Annotated in this window: 19 protein-coding genes; 11 read left to right on the top strand and 8 right to left on the bottom strand. The window is 73.3% G+C overall.

Features of this window, described 5'->3' with window-relative positions; translation table 11 throughout:
- Positions 1 to 68 precede the first annotated feature (68 nt).
- Positions 69 to 1148 (top strand): succinyl-diaminopimelate desuccinylase, encoded by a 1080-nt coding sequence (dapE, locus tag ABZY31_RS13405; RefSeq protein WP_356408786.1) that lies wholly within the window; start codon positions 69 to 71, stop codon positions 1146 to 1148.
- Between the two features lie 65 nt (positions 1149 to 1213).
- Positions 1214 to 1969: a TIGR00730 family Rossman fold protein gene (locus tag ABZY31_RS13400; protein WP_356408783.1), complete on the top strand. Its 756-nt coding sequence runs from the start codon at positions 1214 to 1216 to the stop codon at positions 1967 to 1969.
- Positions 1970 to 1996: 27 nt separating this feature from the next.
- On the opposite strand, the gene folP is transcribed toward ABZY31_RS13400, so the two are convergent.
- Positions 1997 to 2857, bottom strand: a complete 861-nt coding sequence (folP, locus tag ABZY31_RS13395) for a dihydropteroate synthase (protein WP_356408780.1) — start codon at positions 2855 to 2857, stop codon at positions 1997 to 1999.
- Between the two features lie 119 nt (positions 2858 to 2976).
- On the opposite strand from folP, the gene ABZY31_RS13390 reads away from it, so the two are divergent.
- Positions 2977 to 3315, top strand: coding sequence for a DivIVA domain-containing protein (locus ABZY31_RS13390; RefSeq protein WP_356408778.1), 339 nt, complete (start codon positions 2977 to 2979; stop codon positions 3313 to 3315).
- Positions 3312 to 3905 carry a DNA-3-methyladenine glycosylase I gene (locus tag ABZY31_RS13385; RefSeq protein WP_356408775.1) on the top strand — a complete coding sequence of 198 codons (594 nt, stop codon included), beginning with the start codon at positions 3312 to 3314 and terminating at the stop codon, positions 3903 to 3905. The genes ABZY31_RS13390 and ABZY31_RS13385 overlap by 4 nt, the downstream gene beginning before the upstream one ends.
- Positions 3906 to 4419: 514 nt before the next feature.
- On the opposite strand, the gene ABZY31_RS13380 is transcribed toward ABZY31_RS13385, so the two are convergent.
- Positions 4420 to 5223, bottom strand: coding sequence for an enoyl-CoA hydratase-related protein (locus ABZY31_RS13380; RefSeq protein WP_356408772.1), 804 nt, complete (start codon positions 5221 to 5223; stop codon positions 4420 to 4422).
- A gap of 307 nt (positions 5224 to 5530) precedes the next feature.
- On the opposite strand from ABZY31_RS13380, the gene ABZY31_RS13375 reads away from it, so the two are divergent.
- The gene (locus ABZY31_RS13375) at positions 5531 to 5698 is read left to right on the top strand and encodes a DUF3117 domain-containing protein (RefSeq protein ID WP_069086806.1); all 168 of its coding nucleotides are present in this window, start codon (positions 5531 to 5533) and stop codon (positions 5696 to 5698) included.
- 122 nt (positions 5699 to 5820) lie between these two features.
- Here the strand turns inward: ABZY31_RS13375 and ABZY31_RS13370 are convergent, their stop codons facing one another.
- Complete coding sequence (locus ABZY31_RS13370) at positions 5821 to 6483, bottom strand: class I SAM-dependent methyltransferase (protein WP_351050844.1); 663 nt, start codon at positions 6481 to 6483, stop codon at positions 5821 to 5823.
- 167 nt (positions 6484 to 6650) lie between these two features.
- On the opposite strand from ABZY31_RS13370, the gene sigE reads away from it, so the two are divergent.
- From sigE to ABZY31_RS13345, 5 genes are all read left to right on the top strand, one after another.
- Positions 6651 to 7430 (top strand): RNA polymerase sigma factor SigE, encoded by a 780-nt coding sequence (gene sigE, locus ABZY31_RS13365; protein ID WP_356408769.1) that lies wholly within the window; start codon positions 6651 to 6653, stop codon positions 7428 to 7430.
- Entirely contained in the window at positions 7427 to 8134 is a 708-nt protein-coding gene (locus tag ABZY31_RS13360) for a zf-HC2 domain-containing protein (RefSeq protein WP_356408766.1), read from the top strand. The genes sigE and ABZY31_RS13360 overlap by 4 nt, the downstream gene beginning before the upstream one ends.
- Positions 8135 to 8768: 634 nt before the next feature.
- Entirely contained in the window at positions 8769 to 10037 is a 1269-nt protein-coding gene (locus tag ABZY31_RS13355; RefSeq protein WP_356408763.1) for a trypsin-like peptidase domain-containing protein, read from the top strand.
- A 93-nt stretch (positions 10038 to 10130) separates the two neighbouring features.
- Positions 10131 to 10589 (top strand): sec-independent translocase, encoded by a 459-nt coding sequence (locus ABZY31_RS13350; RefSeq protein WP_356408760.1) that lies wholly within the window; start codon positions 10131 to 10133, stop codon positions 10587 to 10589.
- A gap of 124 nt (positions 10590 to 10713) precedes the next feature.
- A complete protein-coding gene (locus tag ABZY31_RS13345; RefSeq protein ID WP_356408758.1) occupies positions 10714 to 11484 on the top strand; it encodes a hypothetical protein in 771 nt (256 codons plus the stop codon).
- A gap of 141 nt (positions 11485 to 11625) precedes the next feature.
- Here the strand turns inward: ABZY31_RS13345 and ABZY31_RS13340 are convergent, their stop codons facing one another.
- The 3 genes from ABZY31_RS13340 to ABZY31_RS13330 all read right to left on the bottom strand — a co-directional run bounded on the left by ABZY31_RS13340 (position 11626) and on the right by ABZY31_RS13330 (position 14851).
- Complete coding sequence (locus ABZY31_RS13340; RefSeq protein WP_356408966.1) at positions 11626 to 12759, bottom strand: Mrp/NBP35 family ATP-binding protein; 1134 nt, start codon at positions 12757 to 12759, stop codon at positions 11626 to 11628.
- A 78-nt stretch (positions 12760 to 12837) separates the two neighbouring features.
- On the bottom strand, positions 12838 to 13377 hold the full coding sequence (locus ABZY31_RS13335) for a DUF1003 domain-containing protein (RefSeq protein ID WP_356408963.1): 540 nt from the start codon (positions 13375 to 13377) through the stop codon (positions 12838 to 12840).
- 202 nt (positions 13378 to 13579) lie between these two features.
- On the bottom strand, positions 13580 to 14851 hold the full coding sequence (locus ABZY31_RS13330) for a CBS domain-containing protein (protein ID WP_356408755.1): 1272 nt from the start codon (positions 14849 to 14851) through the stop codon (positions 13580 to 13582).
- A 163-nt stretch (positions 14852 to 15014) separates the two neighbouring features.
- Here ABZY31_RS13330 and ABZY31_RS13325 point away from each other — a divergent pair, with 163 nt between their 5' ends.
- Complete coding sequence (locus tag ABZY31_RS13325) at positions 15015 to 15848, top strand: hypothetical protein (RefSeq protein ID WP_356408753.1); 834 nt, start codon at positions 15015 to 15017, stop codon at positions 15846 to 15848.
- A gap of 23 nt (positions 15849 to 15871) precedes the next feature.
- Here ABZY31_RS13325 and ABZY31_RS13320 read toward each other — a convergent pair whose 3' ends face one another.
- Positions 15872 to 16387: a hypothetical protein gene (locus ABZY31_RS13320; protein WP_356408750.1), complete on the bottom strand. Its 516-nt coding sequence runs from the start codon at positions 16385 to 16387 to the stop codon at positions 15872 to 15874.
- Between the two features lie 32 nt (positions 16388 to 16419).
- Positions 16420 to 17535 (bottom strand): magnesium and cobalt transport protein CorA, encoded by a 1116-nt coding sequence (locus tag ABZY31_RS13315; RefSeq protein WP_356408747.1) that lies wholly within the window; start codon positions 17533 to 17535, stop codon positions 16420 to 16422.
- Between the last annotated feature and the right edge of the window lie 14 nt (positions 17536 to 17549).

Genomic DNA, 17549 nt, shown 5'->3' with positions numbered 1-17549 from the left:
GCCACCCGGCCGTCCATCGGCCGGACGTCCCGGCCTCCCGGACGGGCCGGGGCATTAGGGTCGGAGCCATGTCCGAATCCGAGCTGGACCTCACCCTGGACGCTGCCGAGCTGACCGCCCGGCTCGTCGACATCCCGTCCGTGAGCGGCGACGAGAAGGTCCTCGCGGACCTCGTGGAGCTGGCGCTGCGGGGTCTGCCGCACCTCACCGTCGACCGCTTCGGCAACAACGTCGTGGCCCGCACCCACCTCGGCCGGGCGGAGCGCGTCGTCCTCGCCGGGCACCTCGACACCGTGCCGATCGCGGACAACGTGCCCTCGCGGCTCGACGCGGACGGCGTCCTGTGGGGCTGCGGCACCACCGACATGAAGTCCGGCGTCGCCGTCCAGCTGCGGATCGCGGCGACCGTGCCCGAGCCCAACCGGGACCTCACCTTCGTCTTCTACGACCAGGAGGAGGTCGCCTCCCACCTCAACGGCCTGGGCAAGGTCGCCGAGGCCCACCCGGACTGGCTGACCGGTGACTTCGCGGTCCTGCTGGAGCCCTCCGACGCGGAGGTCGAGGGCGGCTGCCAGGGCACCCTGCGGGTGATCCTGCGCACCGCCGGCGAACGCGCCCACTCCGCGCGCAGCTGGATGGGCTCCAACGCGATCCACGCGGCCGGACCGATCCTGGCGAAGCTGGCGGCGTACGAGCCGCGCCGCCCCGTCATCGACGGCCTGGAGTACCACGAGGGCCTGAACGCGGTACGGATCGAGGGCGGCGTCGCCAACAACGTGATCCCCGACGCCTGCGCCGTGACGGTCAACTTCCGCTACGCCCCCGACCGCAGCGAGGCGGATGCGCTCGCGCACGTCCGCGAGGTCTTCGCGGACTGCGCCGTCGAGGAGTTCGTGGTCGACGACAGCTCCGGCGGAGCGCTGCCCGGCCTCTCCCACCCGGCGGCGGCCGCGTTCATGGCGGCGGTCGGCGGGCGCGCCATGCCGAAGTTCGGCTGGACGGACGTGTCGCGCTTCAGCGCGCTCGGCGTACCGGCCGTCAACTACGGCCCGGGGAACGCCCTGCTGGCCCACAAGGTCGACGAACGGGTGGAGACGAAGGCGATCCTGCACTGCGAGGAACGACTCCGCGCCTGGCTGACCTCCTGAATTCCGCTGCTCGTCACCTCCGTGCGCCTACCCTGAGGCGAACGATCAGCAGGAGGGAGCACATCATGGGCAACCCTGAGAGCGGCCGGAGGAAGCCGGCCGAGCAGCAGCTGGGTCCCGTACTGCGCCGGCGGGACCAGGTCCAGGCGGGCAGTACGACCGACCAGCGGCTGCTGGACTCCGCCGGGCCCTCCGAGTGGGTGCACACCGACCCCTGGCGGGTCCTGCGCATCCAGTCGGAGTTCATCGAGGGCTTCGGCACCCTCGCGGAGCTGCCGCCCGCGATCAGCGTGTTCGGTTCGGCGCGCACCCCGGTGGACTCGCCGGAGTACGAGGCGGGCGTGGCCATCGGCCGGGCCCTCGTCGACGCGGGCTTCGCGGTCATCACCGGCGGCGGCCCGGGCGCGATGGAGGCCGCCAACAAGGGCGCCCGCGAGGGCAACGGGCTCTCGGTCGGCCTCGGCATCGAGCTGCCCTTCGAGCAGGGGCTCAACCAGCACGTCGACCTCGGGCTGAACTTCCGGTACTTCTTCGTCCGCAAGACGATGTTCGTCAAGTACAGCCAGGGCTTCGTGGTGCTGCCGGGCGGCCTCGGCACGCTGGACGAGCTGTTCGAGGCGCTGACTCTGGTCCAGACGCAGAAGATCACCCGCTTCCCGATCGTGCTGTTCGGCACGGCGTACTGGAGCGGGCTGACCGACTGGCTGAAGAACACCGTGATCGCCCAGGGCAAGGCCTCGGAACGGGACCTCTACCTCTTCCACGTCACGGACGACGTGGACGAGGCGATCGCGCTGGTGACCAAGGAAGTCGGCAAGTAACCCCGGACCCGCCGGGGACCGGCCTCCTCAGGCGAGGCCCCGGCGGGCGACGGCGGGCGGGCGGTGGCCCTGGATGGACGCCACCATCTCCAGCACCTGCCGGGTCTCCGCGACCTCGTGGACCCGGTACACCTGCGCGCCCAGCCAGGCCGAGACGGCCGTCGTGGCCAGGGTGCCCAGCAGGCGCTCCTTGACCGGTCTGTCGAGGGTCTCGCCCACGAAGTCCTTGTTGGACAGGGACACCAGCACCGGCCAGCCGGTCTCCGCCATCTCCCCGAGGCGGCGCGTGGCCTCCAGCGAGTGCCGGGTGTTCTTGCCGAAGTCGTGGCCCGGGTCGATCATGATCGACTCGCGCGGCACGCCCAGCGCGGCCGCCCGTTCCGCGAGGCCGACCGTCACCCGCAGGATGTCCGCCATCACGTCCTCGTACGCCGTGCGGTGCGGCCGGGTCCTGGGCTCCACGCCTCCCGCGTGCGTGCAGACCAGCCCCGCGCCGAAGCGGGCCGCGACCTCCGCGAGCTTCGGGTCCACCCCGCCCCACGCGTCGTTCAGCAGGTCCGCCCCGGCCGCGCAGACGGCCTCGCCGACCTCGTGCCGCCAGGTGTCCACGCTGATCACCACGTCCGGGTGGCGGCGCCGTACCTCCGCGACGAAGCCCACCGTGCGACGGGCCTCCTCGGCCGCGTCCACGTGCTCGCCGGGGCCCGCCTTGACCCCGCCGATGTCGATGATGGCCGCGCCCTCGGCGACCGCCCGCTCCACCCGGTCCAGCGCCGGCTCGTCGCGGAAGGTGGCGCCCTGGTCGTAGAACGAGTCCGGGGTCCGGTTCACGATCGCCATGATCACCGGCTCGTGGGTGTCGAACTCGCGCCTGCCCAGTCGCAGCATCCCGTGTTTCCTCCTCCGGCGGCCCTCGCCGCCCCGCCAGCGACCTTAGCCGCCGCGCGCGCGTGGCCGCGGCGCGCGCATGGCACGATCGGGTCCGTGGCCGCAGTCTCTCAGGGGAGTTGATCGTGTTCTGGTTCTTGCTGATCGCGCTGGTCGTGGTGGTCGCCGGGGTCACCCTCGCGGTGGTCGGCGGCGGCAGCGACGCGGTGCTGCCCGAGGTGGACCCCGAGATCGTGGCCGACGGCCTGCCGGAGACCCGGCCGGTGGTCCGGGCGGACATCGACGCGCTGCGGCTGCCGGTGGCTCCGCGGGGGTACCGCATGGCCGAGGTGGACGACGTACTGACGCGCCTCGGCGCGGAACTGGCCGAGCGGGACGCGCGGATCGCGGAGCTGGAGGCGGCGCTGGCCCGTCCGGCCGCGGCGGCCGGGCCCGACCTCACCAAGGACGAACGGTGACCCCGGCGCCGGGGGCGGCCCTGCCGGGGCCGGACGGGCGGCTGCGCTGCCCGTGGGCCCTGTCGACCGAGGACTACGTCGCCTACCACGACACGGAGTGGGGGCGTCCGGTCCACGGGGACGACGCGCTGTACGAGCGGCTCTGCCTGGAGGCCTTCCAGTCCGGGCTGTCCTGGCTGACGATCCTGCGGCGGCGGGAGGGCTTCCGCGCGGCCTTCGCGCACTTCGAGATCGCCAAGGTCGCGGAGTTCGGCGAGGCGGACGCGGAGCGGCTGATGGCGGACCAGGGGATCATCCGCAACCGGGCGAAGATCGCGGCGACGCTGGCGAACGCGAAGGTCCTGGCCGGGTGGGCCCCGGGTGACCTGGACGCCCTGATCTGGTCCCACGCCCCGGCCCGCCCGGGGCCCGCCCCGCTGAGCACCACCCAGGTCCCGGCGGTGACCCCGGAGTCCACCGCCCTGGCGAAGTCCCTCAAAGCCGCCGGCATCCGCTTCGTCGGCCCCACCACGGCCTACGCCCTGATGCAGGCCTGCGGCCTGGTCGACGACCACCTGGCGAGCTGCGTCTCCCGCACGGCGGCCCGCTAGCCGACCCGGGCCCCGGGGCCAGTCGCGCGGGCCCGCACCCTCCGGCGGACCCTGCCCCCCACCCGCCCGCGACCATCCCCTCCGGGGGCGCCTCAAACGCCGGCGGGGCTGGATGTGGAGAGGTCTGCCCCTGCCGGGCGGCGCTGCTGCGCCCGGGGTCCCGTGCCGTCCCCTCCGGGGGCGCCTCAAACGCCGGCGGGGCTGGAATTGCTCCACCACCGCCGGACGCGAAAGCGCTGTCTTTCCTGCCCGGTCCGGGGGCCATCCCAGCCTCGCCGGCGTTTGAGGCGCCTCCGGAGGACGGACTGGCCGCGGGCGGTCGTCGGGCATTGCCGGTACGCGGCCGGGGGCCGTCTCAGCCTCGCCGGCGTTTGAGGCGCCCCCGGAGGGCGGACCGGCCGCGGGCGGTCGTCGGGCGTTGCCGGTACGGGCCCCACCCGGAGCGCTCCCCGGGGCCGCGGCCCCGGGTGCCGGTGGCGGGCCCGGAGGGTGTGGGCGGCCCCCGGGCCGGGGGTCAGCGGCCCAGGTAGGTGGGGGGCTGCTTCGCGAGGAAGGCGGAGACCGCGATGCCGTGGTCGGCGGAGGCACCGGCACGGGTCTGGAGGGCGTCCTCCTTCTCCAAGGCCTCGGCCAGCCCGTGGGAGGCCCCGTACGCCAGGGACTCCTTCAGTGCCGCGTAGGCCACCGTCGGCCCCGCCGCCAGCGCCCGCGCCACCGCGACCGCCTCGGCGGCCAGGGACTCCGCCGGGACGATCCGGTTCGCGATCCCCAGCTCGTACGCCTCCTGGGCCGGCACCGAACGGGGGAACAGCAGCAGGTCGGCCGCGCGCGACTGCCCGATCAGCCGGGGCAGGGTCCAGGAGACCCCGGAATCGGCGGTCAGCGCGACCCCGGCGAAGGAGGTGTTGAAGGACGCGGTGTCGGCCACGATCCGGAAGTCGGCCGCCAGCGCGAAGCCGAAGCCCGCCCCGGCCGCCACCCCGTTCACCCCGGCCACCACCGGCTTCGCCATGGTGGTCAGCGCCCGCACGATCGGGTTGTAGTGCTCCGAGACGGTGCTCATCGTCAGCGAGGAGCCGTTCTCGCGGTCCGCCGCCAGGTACCCGACGTGCTCCTTCAGGTCCTGGCCGACGCAGAACGCCCGCCCCCCGGCCGCCGTCAGCAGGACGGCCCGTACCCCGGAGTCCTCCGCGGCGGCGAGAACGGCGTCCCGCAGCGCGACCTTCGCCTCGGTGTTCATGGCGTTCATCGCGTCGGGACGGTTGATCGTGATCGTCGCGAGTCCGTCGGTCACTTCGTAGAGCACGCTGTCGGACATGGCGGGGGTCCCCCTTCGTCGCGGGCAGAAGTCCCCAGCATGGCGGACCGCGGGGGGCGCCGGGTATGTGATGTAGGTCAAACAAACCGGGTGCCCGGGGGGCCGGGCGGGGGCGAAGTATCGCAGGCGGATCGCCGAAATGAGTGGTTTTGGCCGAGCGCGTTGCACAAGCGTTCCCGGCTGATGTTGGTCATCGGGTCCTGACATGCGGGATAATGGCGGGAAGCAATGTGTTCGATGCCGGGTATTAGGCGCCTGAATGGGGCCGTCGGCTGACGATGAGCTGGATTCAGGAAGGGGAACGAGCATGGCGGCCATGAAGCCGCGGACGGGCGACGGCCCGCTCGAGGTCACCAAGGAGGGGCGGGGCATTGTCATGCGCGTTCCGCTTGAAGGCGGCGGTCGGCTTGTCGTCGAGCTGACCCCGGACGAGGCCGGCGCCCTCGGTGACGCCCTCAAGAAGGTCGTCGGCTGACGCGCCCGCGTTGTCTGTAGTTCTGTTTTTCCTGATGTCGCCGCTGCCCCGCCCGTGATCATGACGGGTGGGGCAGCGGCATGTCCGGGCGCGCGCCGGACCGCCCCGGCGGACCGTTCGGGTCAGCGGCGTACGGCGCACAGCAGGCCGTCGCCCACCGGCAGCAGCGCGGACTCCAGGGCGGGGCTCTCGCGGACCGTGCGCAGCAGCTCGCGCACCCGCAGCACCTCCACCGGCTGGGCCGCGGAGTCGACCGTACGGCCGTCCGAGAAGACGCCCTCGAAGCACACGAGCCCACCCGGACGCAGCAGGCGCAACGATTCAGCGAGGTAGTCGAGGGACTCGGCCGGATCCCCGTCGCAGAAGACCAGGTCGTACCCGCCGTCGGCGAGCCGCGGCAGGACGTCCAGGGCCCGGCCGGGGATGAAGCGAGCCCGGTTGCCCGCGAAGCCCGCGGCCCGGAAGGCCTGGCGGGCGAAGGCCTGCCGGTCGGGTTCCGGGTCGACGGTGGTCAGCACCCCGTCGGGGCGCAGGCCGTGGAGGAGGTGGATGCCGGAGACACCGGTGCCGGTGCCGATCTCCGCGACCGCCTTGGCGTCCGCGGTGGCGGCCAGCAGGCGCAGCGCGGCCCCGGTGCCGGGGGAAACCGAGCGCAGGCCCGCTTCCCTCGCCCGGTCGCGGGCCCACCGCAGAGCGTCGTCCTCGGCGACAAACGCGTCGGCGAACGCCCAGCTCGTCTGCCGGTTGCCGCTAATGACCCTCTCCTGTCCCCATAGTTGGCGCAACGGTGACTGTATCCGCTGACGTCGGGAACCCGCAGATGGGACCGGGCGTTGTGAGGGGAAGAGGCGGGATAGAGGGGACGGCGCCGGGCAGATCGGCGGTCAAGGACCACCGACCCGTGCAAAGTTACTGCAAAAATGCTTATCCAGAGCTGACGGGAGGGGTGGCTATGGTAGGGGCTCCACTGGACACCACCAGAGCCGACAGGGGAGGTGCGGCTGCGCCTGTGGATCGTGGAGGCGTCCTGAAACGTCTCCTCTGGTCGGCGGGTGAGCCGAAATCCGTGATCAACACTGCTGACCGTTTCCACACCGCTGCCACCGCAACCACCGCGACCTTTTCCGCCGATGCGGGCTCGCAGGCGTGGACCCCTCCCTCCTGGGAGGAGATCGTCAGCACGCACAGTGCGCGGGTCTACCGGCTGGCGTACCGACTGACGGGCAACCAGCACGACGCCGAGGACCTCACCCAGGAAGTCTTCGTCCGCGTGTTCCGTTCGCTGTCGACGTACACGCCCGGCACCTTCGAGGGCTGGCTGCACCGGATCACCACCAACCTCTTCCTGGACATGGTGCGCCGCAAGCAGCGGATCCGCTTCGACGCGCTCGGGGACGACGCCGCCGAGCGGCTGCCGAGCCGCGAGCCGAATCCGCAGCAGGTGCTCCACGACACGCACTTCGACGCCGACGTCCAGCAGGCGCTGGACACCCTCGCGCCGGAGTTCCGCGCCGCCGTGGTCCTGTGCGACATCGAAGGCCTGTCGTACGAGGAGATCGCCGCCACCCTCGGCGTGAAGCTCGGCACCGTCCGCAGCCGGATCCACCGTGGCCGCTCGCACCTGCGCAAGGCGCTCAAGCACCGCTCTCCCGAGGCGCGGGCGGAGCAGCGTGCGCTGGCAGGAGCGGCCGTGGGCGCCCCGTTCGTGGGGGGAGAGGGCGGAAGCGAGTGAGCGGCGTCAGTCCGTCCGCAGCGGAACACCACCTGGGCGACCGGCTCGCCGCGCTGGTGGACGGTGAGCTGAGCCATGACGTGCGCGAGCGCGTCCTCGCCCACCTGGCGACCTGCCCGCGGTGCAAGGCCGAGGCCGATGCGCAGCGCCGTCTCAAGACCCTCTTCGTCGAGAGCGCGCCGCCGCCGCTCTCCGCCGGGCTGCTGGCCCGGCTCCAAGGCCTGCCGGGAGGCGGATCCGACGGTTCCGCCGCTCCGCCCGGCCCGCCGGGCGCGTCCGCGCGGGCCGACGCCCCCGATCCCTTCGCCACCTTCGGGTACGCGTTCCAGGGCCCCCGTCCGCAGGAGGGCTTCCGGATACACGAGGTGGGCAGACAGCCCCGCCGCCGGTTCGCCTTCGTGGCCGCGGGCGCCGTCTCGCTCGCCGCGATCGCGCTCGGCGGCACGCTGCCGCTGGACCAGGTCGAGCCGAACGCCCGGGGGGAGGGCGGTGCGAGCGTCACCCCGGCCGTTCGGCCCGGAGCGAGTGGCGGTGCGCTGTCCGTCGTGGACGCGGTCATCCGGGACCGCCCCCGGTCGCCGGCCGGGACCGCGACCCTGGGCCCCGAGCTGATGGCCGCCCTGAGCCCCTCGGCACCGACCGCGCCACCCCTGCCGCCGGTGGCGCCGAACCTGTCGCCTCGCCCGGTGTCCCTGACGCGCTGACGCCCTGACGCGGGCGGTGGGCCGGTGGAGATGCCCGGTGCGGCGGGTACGGGTCCCCGAGGTGTGCTGTGTGCTGACGTGCCTCGGTCTCCGCGTGCCGTGCCGTGCCCTTGCCCGCCGTGCTGCCGGGTGCGCCGCCGCCCGGTGGGGCGCGGCGTACGGGGGTGACAGGGCCGCCCGCCTCTGCCGTGCCGTGGGGCGACCTGGTTGAATCCTCGTCAGGTGCGCCCGGCGGGGCGCGCGCCGAGGCACGCGGGGAGCGCCCATGTCCGACACCCACCCTCCGACCGATCCGGCTCCGGTGCGGAGGGCCCCGCGGTGGTGGAGCCGCCGCGGCCGGACGGGTGCGGCGGACCTCCGCGTACCTGCTCCCCGCGCCGCCGCCGCGTGGCCGACGTCGGAGGAAGCCGTCACCGCCGCCGCCGATGCGCGGACCGACGTACCCGGCCCCGATGTGCTCGGCCCCCATGCACCCGGCCCCCATGCACCCGGTCCCGAGGTACCGCGTCCGGATGTGCCCGGCTCCCATGCACCCGGCCTCCATGCACCCGGCCTCCATGCACCCGGCCTCCATGCGCCCGGTCCCGAGTCACCCGGTCCCGAGTCACCCCGTCCCGAGGTGGCTGCTCCCGGTGTGCTCGCTACCGGCCCTTCGGTAGAGGGCCTCGAAGCCCCCGCCCCCACCCCCGCCCCCGAGTGGGAGGCCCGGACCGTACCCGAACCCGTGGCCCCCCGCTACGACCCCTGGGGCACCCCCGCCGCGCCCTTGCAGATGCTGGACGTCGGGCCGCGGCGGGGCGGGATCCGGATGCGGCAGCTGGTGGTCGTGGCCGTGGCGAGTGCGCTGCTCGCCGGGGGCGTCGGGGCCTGGGCCGGGGTGTGGGCCGAGCGGCGCAGCAGTACACGGCTGGAGCTGCCGCAGGCGGCGGCCCAGCCCCAGGGCCGGGCCCCCGGAAGCGTGGCCGGGATCGCCGCGACCGCCCTGCCGGGCGTGGTCACCCTGCACGTCGCGGGCGGCGCGGGGAACGGCACCGGTACCGGCTTCGTCCTGGACGGCCAGGGACACATCCTCACCAACAACCACGTGGTCGCGGACGCCCGGCGGATAACGGTCACCTTCAGCACCGGCGAGAGCCTCGGCGCCGAGGTGGTCGGCCGGGACGGCGGCTACGACCTGGCCGTGGTCAAGGTCGACGGCGTGCGCGGTCTGCACCCGCTGGCCCTGGGCAACTCCGAGAACGTCAAGGTCGGCGACCCGGTGGTGGCCATCGGGGCCCCCTTCGACCTGTCCAACACGGTCACCGCGGGCATCATCAGCGCCACCGGGCGGCCCATCACCGCGGGCGGGGACAAGGGGGACGGCAGCGACGTCAGCTACGTCGACGCCCTCCAGACCGACGCGCCCATCAACCCCGGCAACTCCGGCGGCCCGCTGCTCGACGGCCAGGGCCGGGTGATCGGCATCAACAGCGCCATCCGTGGAGCGGACCAGGAGCAGGGCGAGAAGGACCCCGCCCGCCAGAGCGGCAGCATCGGCCTCGGCTTCGCCATCCCCGTCAACCAGGCCAAGCGGGTGGCGGAGGAGATCATGCGCACGGGCCGCGCGACCCACCCGGTCATCGGCGTCACCCTGGACATGCAGTACACGGGCGACGGAGCCCGGGTCGGGGACAAGGGGGCCGAGGGCAAGCCGGCCGTCCCGCCGGGCAGCCCGGCGGCCCGCGCCGGGATCAGGCCCGGCGACGTGATCACCAAGGTCGACGGACGGCGGGTGCACGGCGGCGACGAGCTGATCATCAAGGTCAGGGCCCACCGGCCGGGTGATCCGCTCGGCCTGACCGTGCTGCGCGACGGCAGGGAGCGCACGCTGGAACTCGTACTGGGTTCGGCGAACAGTGGATGACCGGCGGACGAAACCGGGAGCGAGGTGTCGGCCCGCGCAGGCGGCCGGGTACCGTTGTCCAGGCCCGCAGGATGACAGCCGAGGAGCGGCAACGTGTTCAACGACATAGGCGCACTCGAGCTGGTCACGATCGTGGTCCTGGCCATCCTCATCTTCGGTCCGGAGAAGCTCCCGAAGGTGATCCAGGACGTGTCCGGGGTGATCCGGAAGATCCGCGCGTTCTCGGACAGCGCCAAGCAGGACATCCGCTCCGAACTCGGCCCGGAGTTCAAGGACTTCGAGTTCGAGGACCTGAACCCGAAGACCTTCATCCGCAAGCAGCTGGCCGAGAACGAGGACCTCAAGGAGATCCGGAGCAGCTTCGACCTGCGCAAGGAGCTCCACGACGTCACGGACGCCGTCAACGGCAAGGAGCCGGAGCCCGTCCCCGGCGTTGAGCCGGCCGGTCCGGCCACCGGCAGCGTGCCCCCGGCCGGCAAGACCGACCTGGTGAAGCGGGTCGTGCCGCCCGCGCCGGACCAGCGCGCGCCCTTCGACGCCGACGCCACCTGACCCGCCTGAGACCGCTGCCTGCCGGGTGTCGCGGGGTCGGATGGCTATCCTCTCCATCTGTCCGGACGCAGGACGCCCGAGGGGGGCGGGCCGTTCCGGGTCCCACGGAACGAGAGGCCGCACGATGGAGACGACGAGCAGTAGCCGGGTAGGGGCGCAGCCCGCCGAGGCGCCGACCGCGCCACCGGCCGCCCCGGAATCCGACGCCGAGGCCGCTGCGCAGGCCGCGCAGGCCGCGCAGGACCCCGAGGCCGCACAGGCCCCACAGGACCCCTCCGCGCCCCCCACGCCCGTCCCCGGCGCCCGCCGGACCGCCGAGGGCTACCGGCGGGCCTCCTTCCCCTGGTACGGGCTGGACGCCGCCTTCACCGGCCCCCGCTGGCTCATGCAGGTGGGTACGGCCGCCGACGGCACCGTGGAGCACGGCTCCACCGGCCATGGCGACGAGCCCTCGGTGCGCGGCGAGATCGCGACCGGCGAGAAGGAACGCTTCGCGGTGGTCGTCACCGTCGCGAGCAACCCGCTGCGCCGCAGTGCCGACGGCACCGGGGTGCTGGAGGCCACCTCGGTCTCCTCCGCCGCCTGGCTGGCCGGTTCGGGGCTGCTGGCCTTCACCTGGCCCGGCCAGATGGACCACAGTCTGCGCAGCGACTGGCTGGACCAGCAGACCGAGGCCGCCTGGGAGCTGGCCGACGACCTCGGCGGCGAGGACTGGTCCACGCTGTCGCTGCCGGTCGACGGGGAGCCGACGCCCTTCCACTACCGCGAGTCCGAGTTCGGCTGGGTGCTGGCCGGCTCCACCCCCGGCGGCGTCCATCTGGGCGCGTACGGACGGGGGATGAGCGCCTACGGCCTCGGCTTCTCGGTCATCGGGGACCTGGGCACGTACGAGTAGCCCCGCAGCGCAACCACCCCGCCGCGAGACCCGTACGCATGAGCGTGGCCCGTACGCGTAGTCCGCACGCGTGGTCCGCGCGCGACGCGCGAAGGGCGCCACCGGACCGGTGGCGCCCTTCGCGCGTGCCCCTGCGGGCGACTAGAACTTGTTCCGCGGGGTGATCCCCAGGGACATCCCCGCCAGGCCGCGCGCCCGGCCGCCGAGCTTGCCCGCGATCGAGCGCAGCGCCGCGCCCGCGGCCGAGTCCGGGTCGGACAGGACCACCGGCGTGCCGTTGTCGCCGCCCTCGCGCAGGCGCACGTCGATCGGGATCTGGCCCAGCACCGGCACCGTGGAGCCGACCGTCTTGGTCAGCCCGTCGGCGACCAGCTGGCCACCGCCCGTGCCGAACACGTCGACCATCTCGTCGCAGTGCGGGCAGGGCAGCCCGGACATGTTCTCGACGACGCCGACGATCTTCTGGTGGGTCTGTACGGCGATCGAGCCGGCCCGCTCGGCCACCTCGGCGGCGGCCTGCTGCGGGGTGGTGACGACCAGGATCTCGGCGTTCGGCACCAGCTGCGCCACCGAGATCGCGATGTCACCGGTGCCCGGCGGCAGGTCGAGCAGCAGCACGTCCAGGTCGCCCCAGTACACGTCCGCCAGGAACTGCTGGAGCGCCCGGTGCAGCATCGGGCCGCGCCACACCACGGGCGCGTTGCCCGGGGTGAACATGCCGATGGAGATCACCTTCACGCCGTGCGCGGACGGCGGCATGATCATGTTCTCGACCTGGGTCGGCTTGCCCTCGACGCCCAGCATGCGCGGCACGCTGTGGCCGTAGATGTCCGCGTCCACGACGCCGACCTTCAGGCCGTCGGCCGCCATCGCCGCGGCGAGGTTGACCGTGACGGAGGACTTGCCGACGCCGCCCTTGCCGGACGCGACCGCGTAGACGCGGGTCAGCGAGCCGGGCTGGGCGAAGGGCACCTCGCGCTCGGCGGTGCCGCCGCGCAGGCTGCTCGCCAGGTCCTTGCGCTGCTCGTCGCTCATCACGTCCAGCGTGACGGCGACCGAGGTGACGCCCGCGACCCGCTCGACGGCCTCGGTGACGTTCTTGGTGATGGTCTCGCGCATGGGGCAGCCCGACACCGTGAGGTAGACGGTGACGGCGACCGCTCCTCCGTCGCCGACCTCCACCGATTTGACCATGCCGAGTTCGGTGATCGGCCGGTGGATCTCGGGGTCGTTCACCGTCGCCAGCGCGTCCAGGATCGCGTCCTGCCCGGGCACGGCGGCGTCGGCGGCGGAGCTTGTGTCGGTAGCCATGCCCCGATGGTACGGCGCGCCGGCACGCCCCCGGTAAGCCCGTCAGCGGTCGCCTTCGTCACGTTCGGCGGGGAAGAGCCTGCGCTCGTCCATCTCCTTGATCAGATCCTGGAACTCCGACCTGATCCAGTCGCGCGTCGCGACCTCCCCGAGGCCCATCCGCAGTGCCGCGATCTCCCGCGTCAGGTACTCCGTGTCCGCGATGGAACGCTCGTTCTGCTTGCGGTCCTGCTCCAGGTTGACCCGGTCCCGGTCGTCCTGCCGGTTCTGCGCGAGCAGGATCAGCGGAGCGGCGTACGAGGCCTGGAGGGACAGCATCAGGGTCAGGAAGATGAACGGGTACTGGTCGAACCGCCACGGGTCGGGCGCGAAGATGTTCCACAGCACCCAGGCGATGATGACGATCGTCATCCAGACGATGAACCGGCCCGTGCCGAGGAAGCGCGCCACCCGCTCCGACAGCCGCCCGAACGCCTCCGGGTCGTACTCGGGGAGCAGCCGCCGCCGGGCCGGCCGCGGCAGGTCCAGGCGCACGCGCGAGCGCGTCAGCGCGCTCGAACCGGTCGACTGGCCGGCCTTCACCCGCTCGGCGCGGCCCTCGCGCGCCTCGCGCTCGGCCCGGTCGTGCCGGTCCGCCCGCTCCGCGCGCACCCGCCCCGCGACCTCGTCCAGCCGGTCCGACAACCCGTGCTCCCGCCCCTGTTCGCGCCCCTGCGCCCTGGCCTGGTCCCGGCGCTCCCGCTGCCGCTCGCGGCGGCGCTCCCGCCCCGGCTCGCGCCCTCGTTCAGCGCCCACGGCCGGCCTCCTCGGAGTGGAAGTCCGTCTCGCGCCAGTCGTCCGGCAGCAGGTGGTCCAGTACGTCGTCCACCGTCACCGCGCCGAGCAGTGACCCGCTCTCGTCCACCACCGGCACCGCGACCATGTTGTAGGCGGCGAGGTAACTGGTGACCACCGGCAGCGAGGCGTCCGGCCGCAGCGGCGGCAGGTCCGTGTCCACCAGGGAGCTGACCAGGGTGAACGGCGGGTCGCGCAGCAGCCGCTGGAAGTGCACCGTGCCCAGGTACTTGCCGGTCGGCGTCTCGTCCGGCGGCCGGCACACGTACACCTGCGCGGCCAGCGCCGGGGACAGGTCCGACTGCCGTACGCGTGCCAGCGCGTCCGCGACGGTGGCGTCCGGCCGCAGCACGATCGGCTCGGTGGTCATCAGACCGCCCGCCGTGCGCTCCTCGTAGGACAGCAGGCGCCGCACGTCGGCCGCGTCGTCCGGCCGCATCAGGGTCAGCAGCCGCTCCTTGTCGTCCTCCGGCAGCTCGGAGAGCAGGTCGGCCGCGTCGTCCGGGTCCATCGCCTCCAGCACGTCCGCGGCGCGCTCCTCCTTGAGCTTGCCGAGGATCTCCACCTGGTCGTCCTCGGGCAGCTCCTCCAGCACGTCCGCGAGCCGGTCGTCGTCGAGGGCGTTGGCCACCTCGGCGCGCCGTTTGGGCGTCAGGTGGTGCAGCACGTTCGCCAGGTCGGCGGGGCGCATCGTCTCGAAGGTGGCGACCAGGTTCTCGGCGCCCTGCCCGTCCTCCTCCAGCGAGAAGCCGGTGACCGCCGACCAGTCCACGGTCAGCGTCTCGCCGCGGCGGCGCAGCGCGCCCACCTTGCCCTTGCGCACGAAGATCTTGTTGATCTCCCAGTCGCGGCGCGCCGGGAGCTGCTGGATGGCCACGTCCAGCACGGTGACCTCCTCGCCGTCCTGCACGAGCCGCACCCGGCGGTCCAGCAGTTCGCCGAGGACGAGCCGCTCGGTGGGGCGCTGCTCGAAGCGCCGCATGTTGATGACGCCGGTCGTGATGACCTGCCCGGACTCCACACCGGTGACCCGGGTCATCGGCAGGAAGATGCGGCGGCGGCTCACCACCTCGACGACCAGACCCAGCAGCCGAGGCGGGCGTCCGCCCACGCGCAGCATCGCCACCAGGTCGCGGACCCGGCCGACCTGGTCGCCGTTGGGGTCGAAGACGGGTACGCCCGACAGGTGCGACACAAAGATCCGTGGGGCGCCTGCCGCCATCCGAGCGCCTCCTAGAGCGTCGATCAAGAGTCCTGCCGCCCCTCAGGCTAGCCCGTGCCGCCACAAACCGCCCTGGTGGGGCGGTCCGCCCGGACCGGGGCCGCGGACGGGGTGCGGGTACGCTGCCTGCTGCTCGCAGACGACCGACGAGAGGCACCTGCCCGTGACCGCCACCTTCCCTGCCGCACGGCTGCGCCGGGCCTCCGCCATCGGGGTCATCTGCGCGGGTCTGGCCATCGCCGCCACGGGCTGCGGGGAGGACCCCGACAAGGGCACCAACGGGGTCGGAAAACTGTCCGCGGCGGCCATCGAGTCCAAGGCCCGCGCGGCCGCCACCGCGGCGGCTTCGGTGCACCTGTCCGGGACCCTGGTCACCGGCGGCAAGTCCTTCACGCTCGACATGCGGCTGAAGTCGGACGGCGGCTCCGGTGAGGTGAAGTCGAAGGACAACACCTTCCGGCTGCTGCGCGTGGGCGAGCAGCTCTACCTGAAGGCCGACGCGGCCTTCTGGGGGCAGTCGGAGGCGGCCGGGAAGCTCGGCGACAAGTTCGTGAAGGTGCCCGCGGCGGACCCCTCGTACAAGCAGTTCCGCGGGTTCACCGACATGCACGTCCTGCTGGACGGCCTGCTCGGCCTGGACGGCAAGCTCGCCAAGGGCGCCGACTACACGAAGGTCGGCGCCGCCCGGGCGGTCCTCGTCACCTCGGACGGCGGCAAGGGCGGCAAGCTCACCGTCGCCCTGGAGGGCACCCCGTACCCGCTGCGGATGGAACGCGCGGGCGGCGCGGGGCGCGTGGAACTGACCGAGTGGGGCCAGCAGTTCCCGCTGGCCGCCCCGGCCCAGGACCAGATCGTGGACTACGGGTCCCAGCTGCCGACCACCAAGGGCACCGGCACCGGCTCCGGCAAGAGCCCGGGCCCGAGCCCGAGCAGGAGCGGCGGCGGGGACGACGGCAGCGACTCGGGCGGCCAGGGAGCGGACCCCGGCAGCGGCTGAGCCCGGGAGCGCCGGCCTGCCCGCTAGCCCCGCGCCTTCTTGCGCTTGAGCAGCAGCCTCGGCAGCGCCGCCGGGGCGGGCTCGCGGGTGATGGCCGGGGTCGGCAGCGGGCGCGCGGCGAGCGAGCCGTCCGGCAGCCCGGTCGTGGTCGCCGCCACCGGCTCCAGCCGCAGCAGCCGGCACTCGCGCGCCCAGCGCTCGGTCATCAGCTCCGCGTCGGGCGCGTTGAGCCGCTTGCCCTTCAGCTCGGCCACCGCCGCCTCCCAGGGCGCGCCGTGCGGCGCCAGCTCGGTGACCCGGGCCGTCCAGGCGACCAGCCGGCCCCCCTTGTCCTTGCTGCGTACGGTCACCTCGGCGGCCGCGCCGTCCACGAGCCCGGGAAAGGGCTGCTCGCCGGGCCCGTCCCCCAGCACGTGGGCCGCCCCGTCCACCCAGGCGTGCCACAGCGCCCGGTCGGGCCCGGTGCCCCGGACCCAGATGAGACCGGACTTCTTGGTGGCCTCCTCGACGAGGGCCAGGTCGAGCGTGCTGAGAGTCATGCGCACAGGGTAGCCAGGCGTACCAGAGGGGCCTACAGCCAGCCGTTGCGGCGCAGGGCCCGGTGGATGGTGAAGCAGCTCGCGGCGATGGCGGCCATCACCATGGGGTAGCCGTAGCGCCAGTGCAGCTCCGGCATGTGCTCGAAGTTCATGCCGTACACCCCGCAGATCATCGTCGGCACGGCGATGATCGCCGCCCACGAGGTGATCTTGCGCATGTCCTCGTTCTGCGCGACCGTCGCCTGCGCCAGGTTCGCCTGGAGGATCGAGTTCAGCAGTTCGTCGAAGCCGATGACCTGCTCGTGCACCCGCGCCAGGTGGTCGGCCACGTCGCGGAAGTACTTCTGGATGTCCGGGTCCACCAGCCGCATCGGCCGCTCGCTGAGCAGTTCCATCGGCCGCAGCAGCGGCGACACCGCCCGCTTGAACTCCAGCACCTCGCGCTTGAGCTGGTAGATCCGCCCCGCGTCAGCGCCCCGCGGACTGCCCTTGGCGGGCGCCGCGAAGACCTCGCTCTCCACCTCATCGATGTCGTCCTGCACCGCCGAGGCCACCGCGATGTAGCCGTCCACCACGTGGTCCGCGAGGGAGTGCAGCACCGCCGAGGGGCCCTTGGCCAGCAGCTCGGGGTCGGCCTGGAGGCGGTGGCGCAGGCCCTTGAGGGAACCCTGGCCGCCGTGCCGGACGGTGATGACGAAGTCCGGGCCGGTGAAGCACATCACCTCGCCGGTCTCCACCACCTCGCTGGTGGCGGTCAGTTCGGCGTGCTCGACGTAGTGGATGGTCTTGAAGACGGTGAAGAGGGTGTCGTCGTAGCGCTCCAGCTTCGGCCGCTGGTGGGCGTGGACCGCGTCCTCCACGGCCAGCGGGTGCAGACCGAAGGTCGCCGCGATCCCCGCGAACTCGGCCTCGGTCGGCTCGTGCAGGCCGATCCAGGCGAAACCGCCGTCCTCGCGGACCCGGCGCATCGCCTCGCGCGGGGTCAGGCAGGCGGGGCCCCGGTCGCGGTGGCCCGCGCGGTACACGGCGCAGTCGACGACCGCGCTGCTCGCGGTGTGGTCGCGGGTGGTGTCGTAGCCCGACTGGGCCGGAGTGGACCTGCGCAGCGCGGGACGTACGGCCGCGCGGAGGTAGGGCAGCATCGACATGGCAGGCTCCTTCG

Source organism: Streptomyces sp. NPDC006529, assembly GCF_040611795.1.
Taxonomy (GTDB): domain Bacteria; phylum Actinomycetota; class Actinomycetes; order Streptomycetales; family Streptomycetaceae; genus Streptomyces.
Note: the sequence above shows the minus strand (reverse complement) of the source record. Positions and strands in the feature narration are given on the sequence as shown.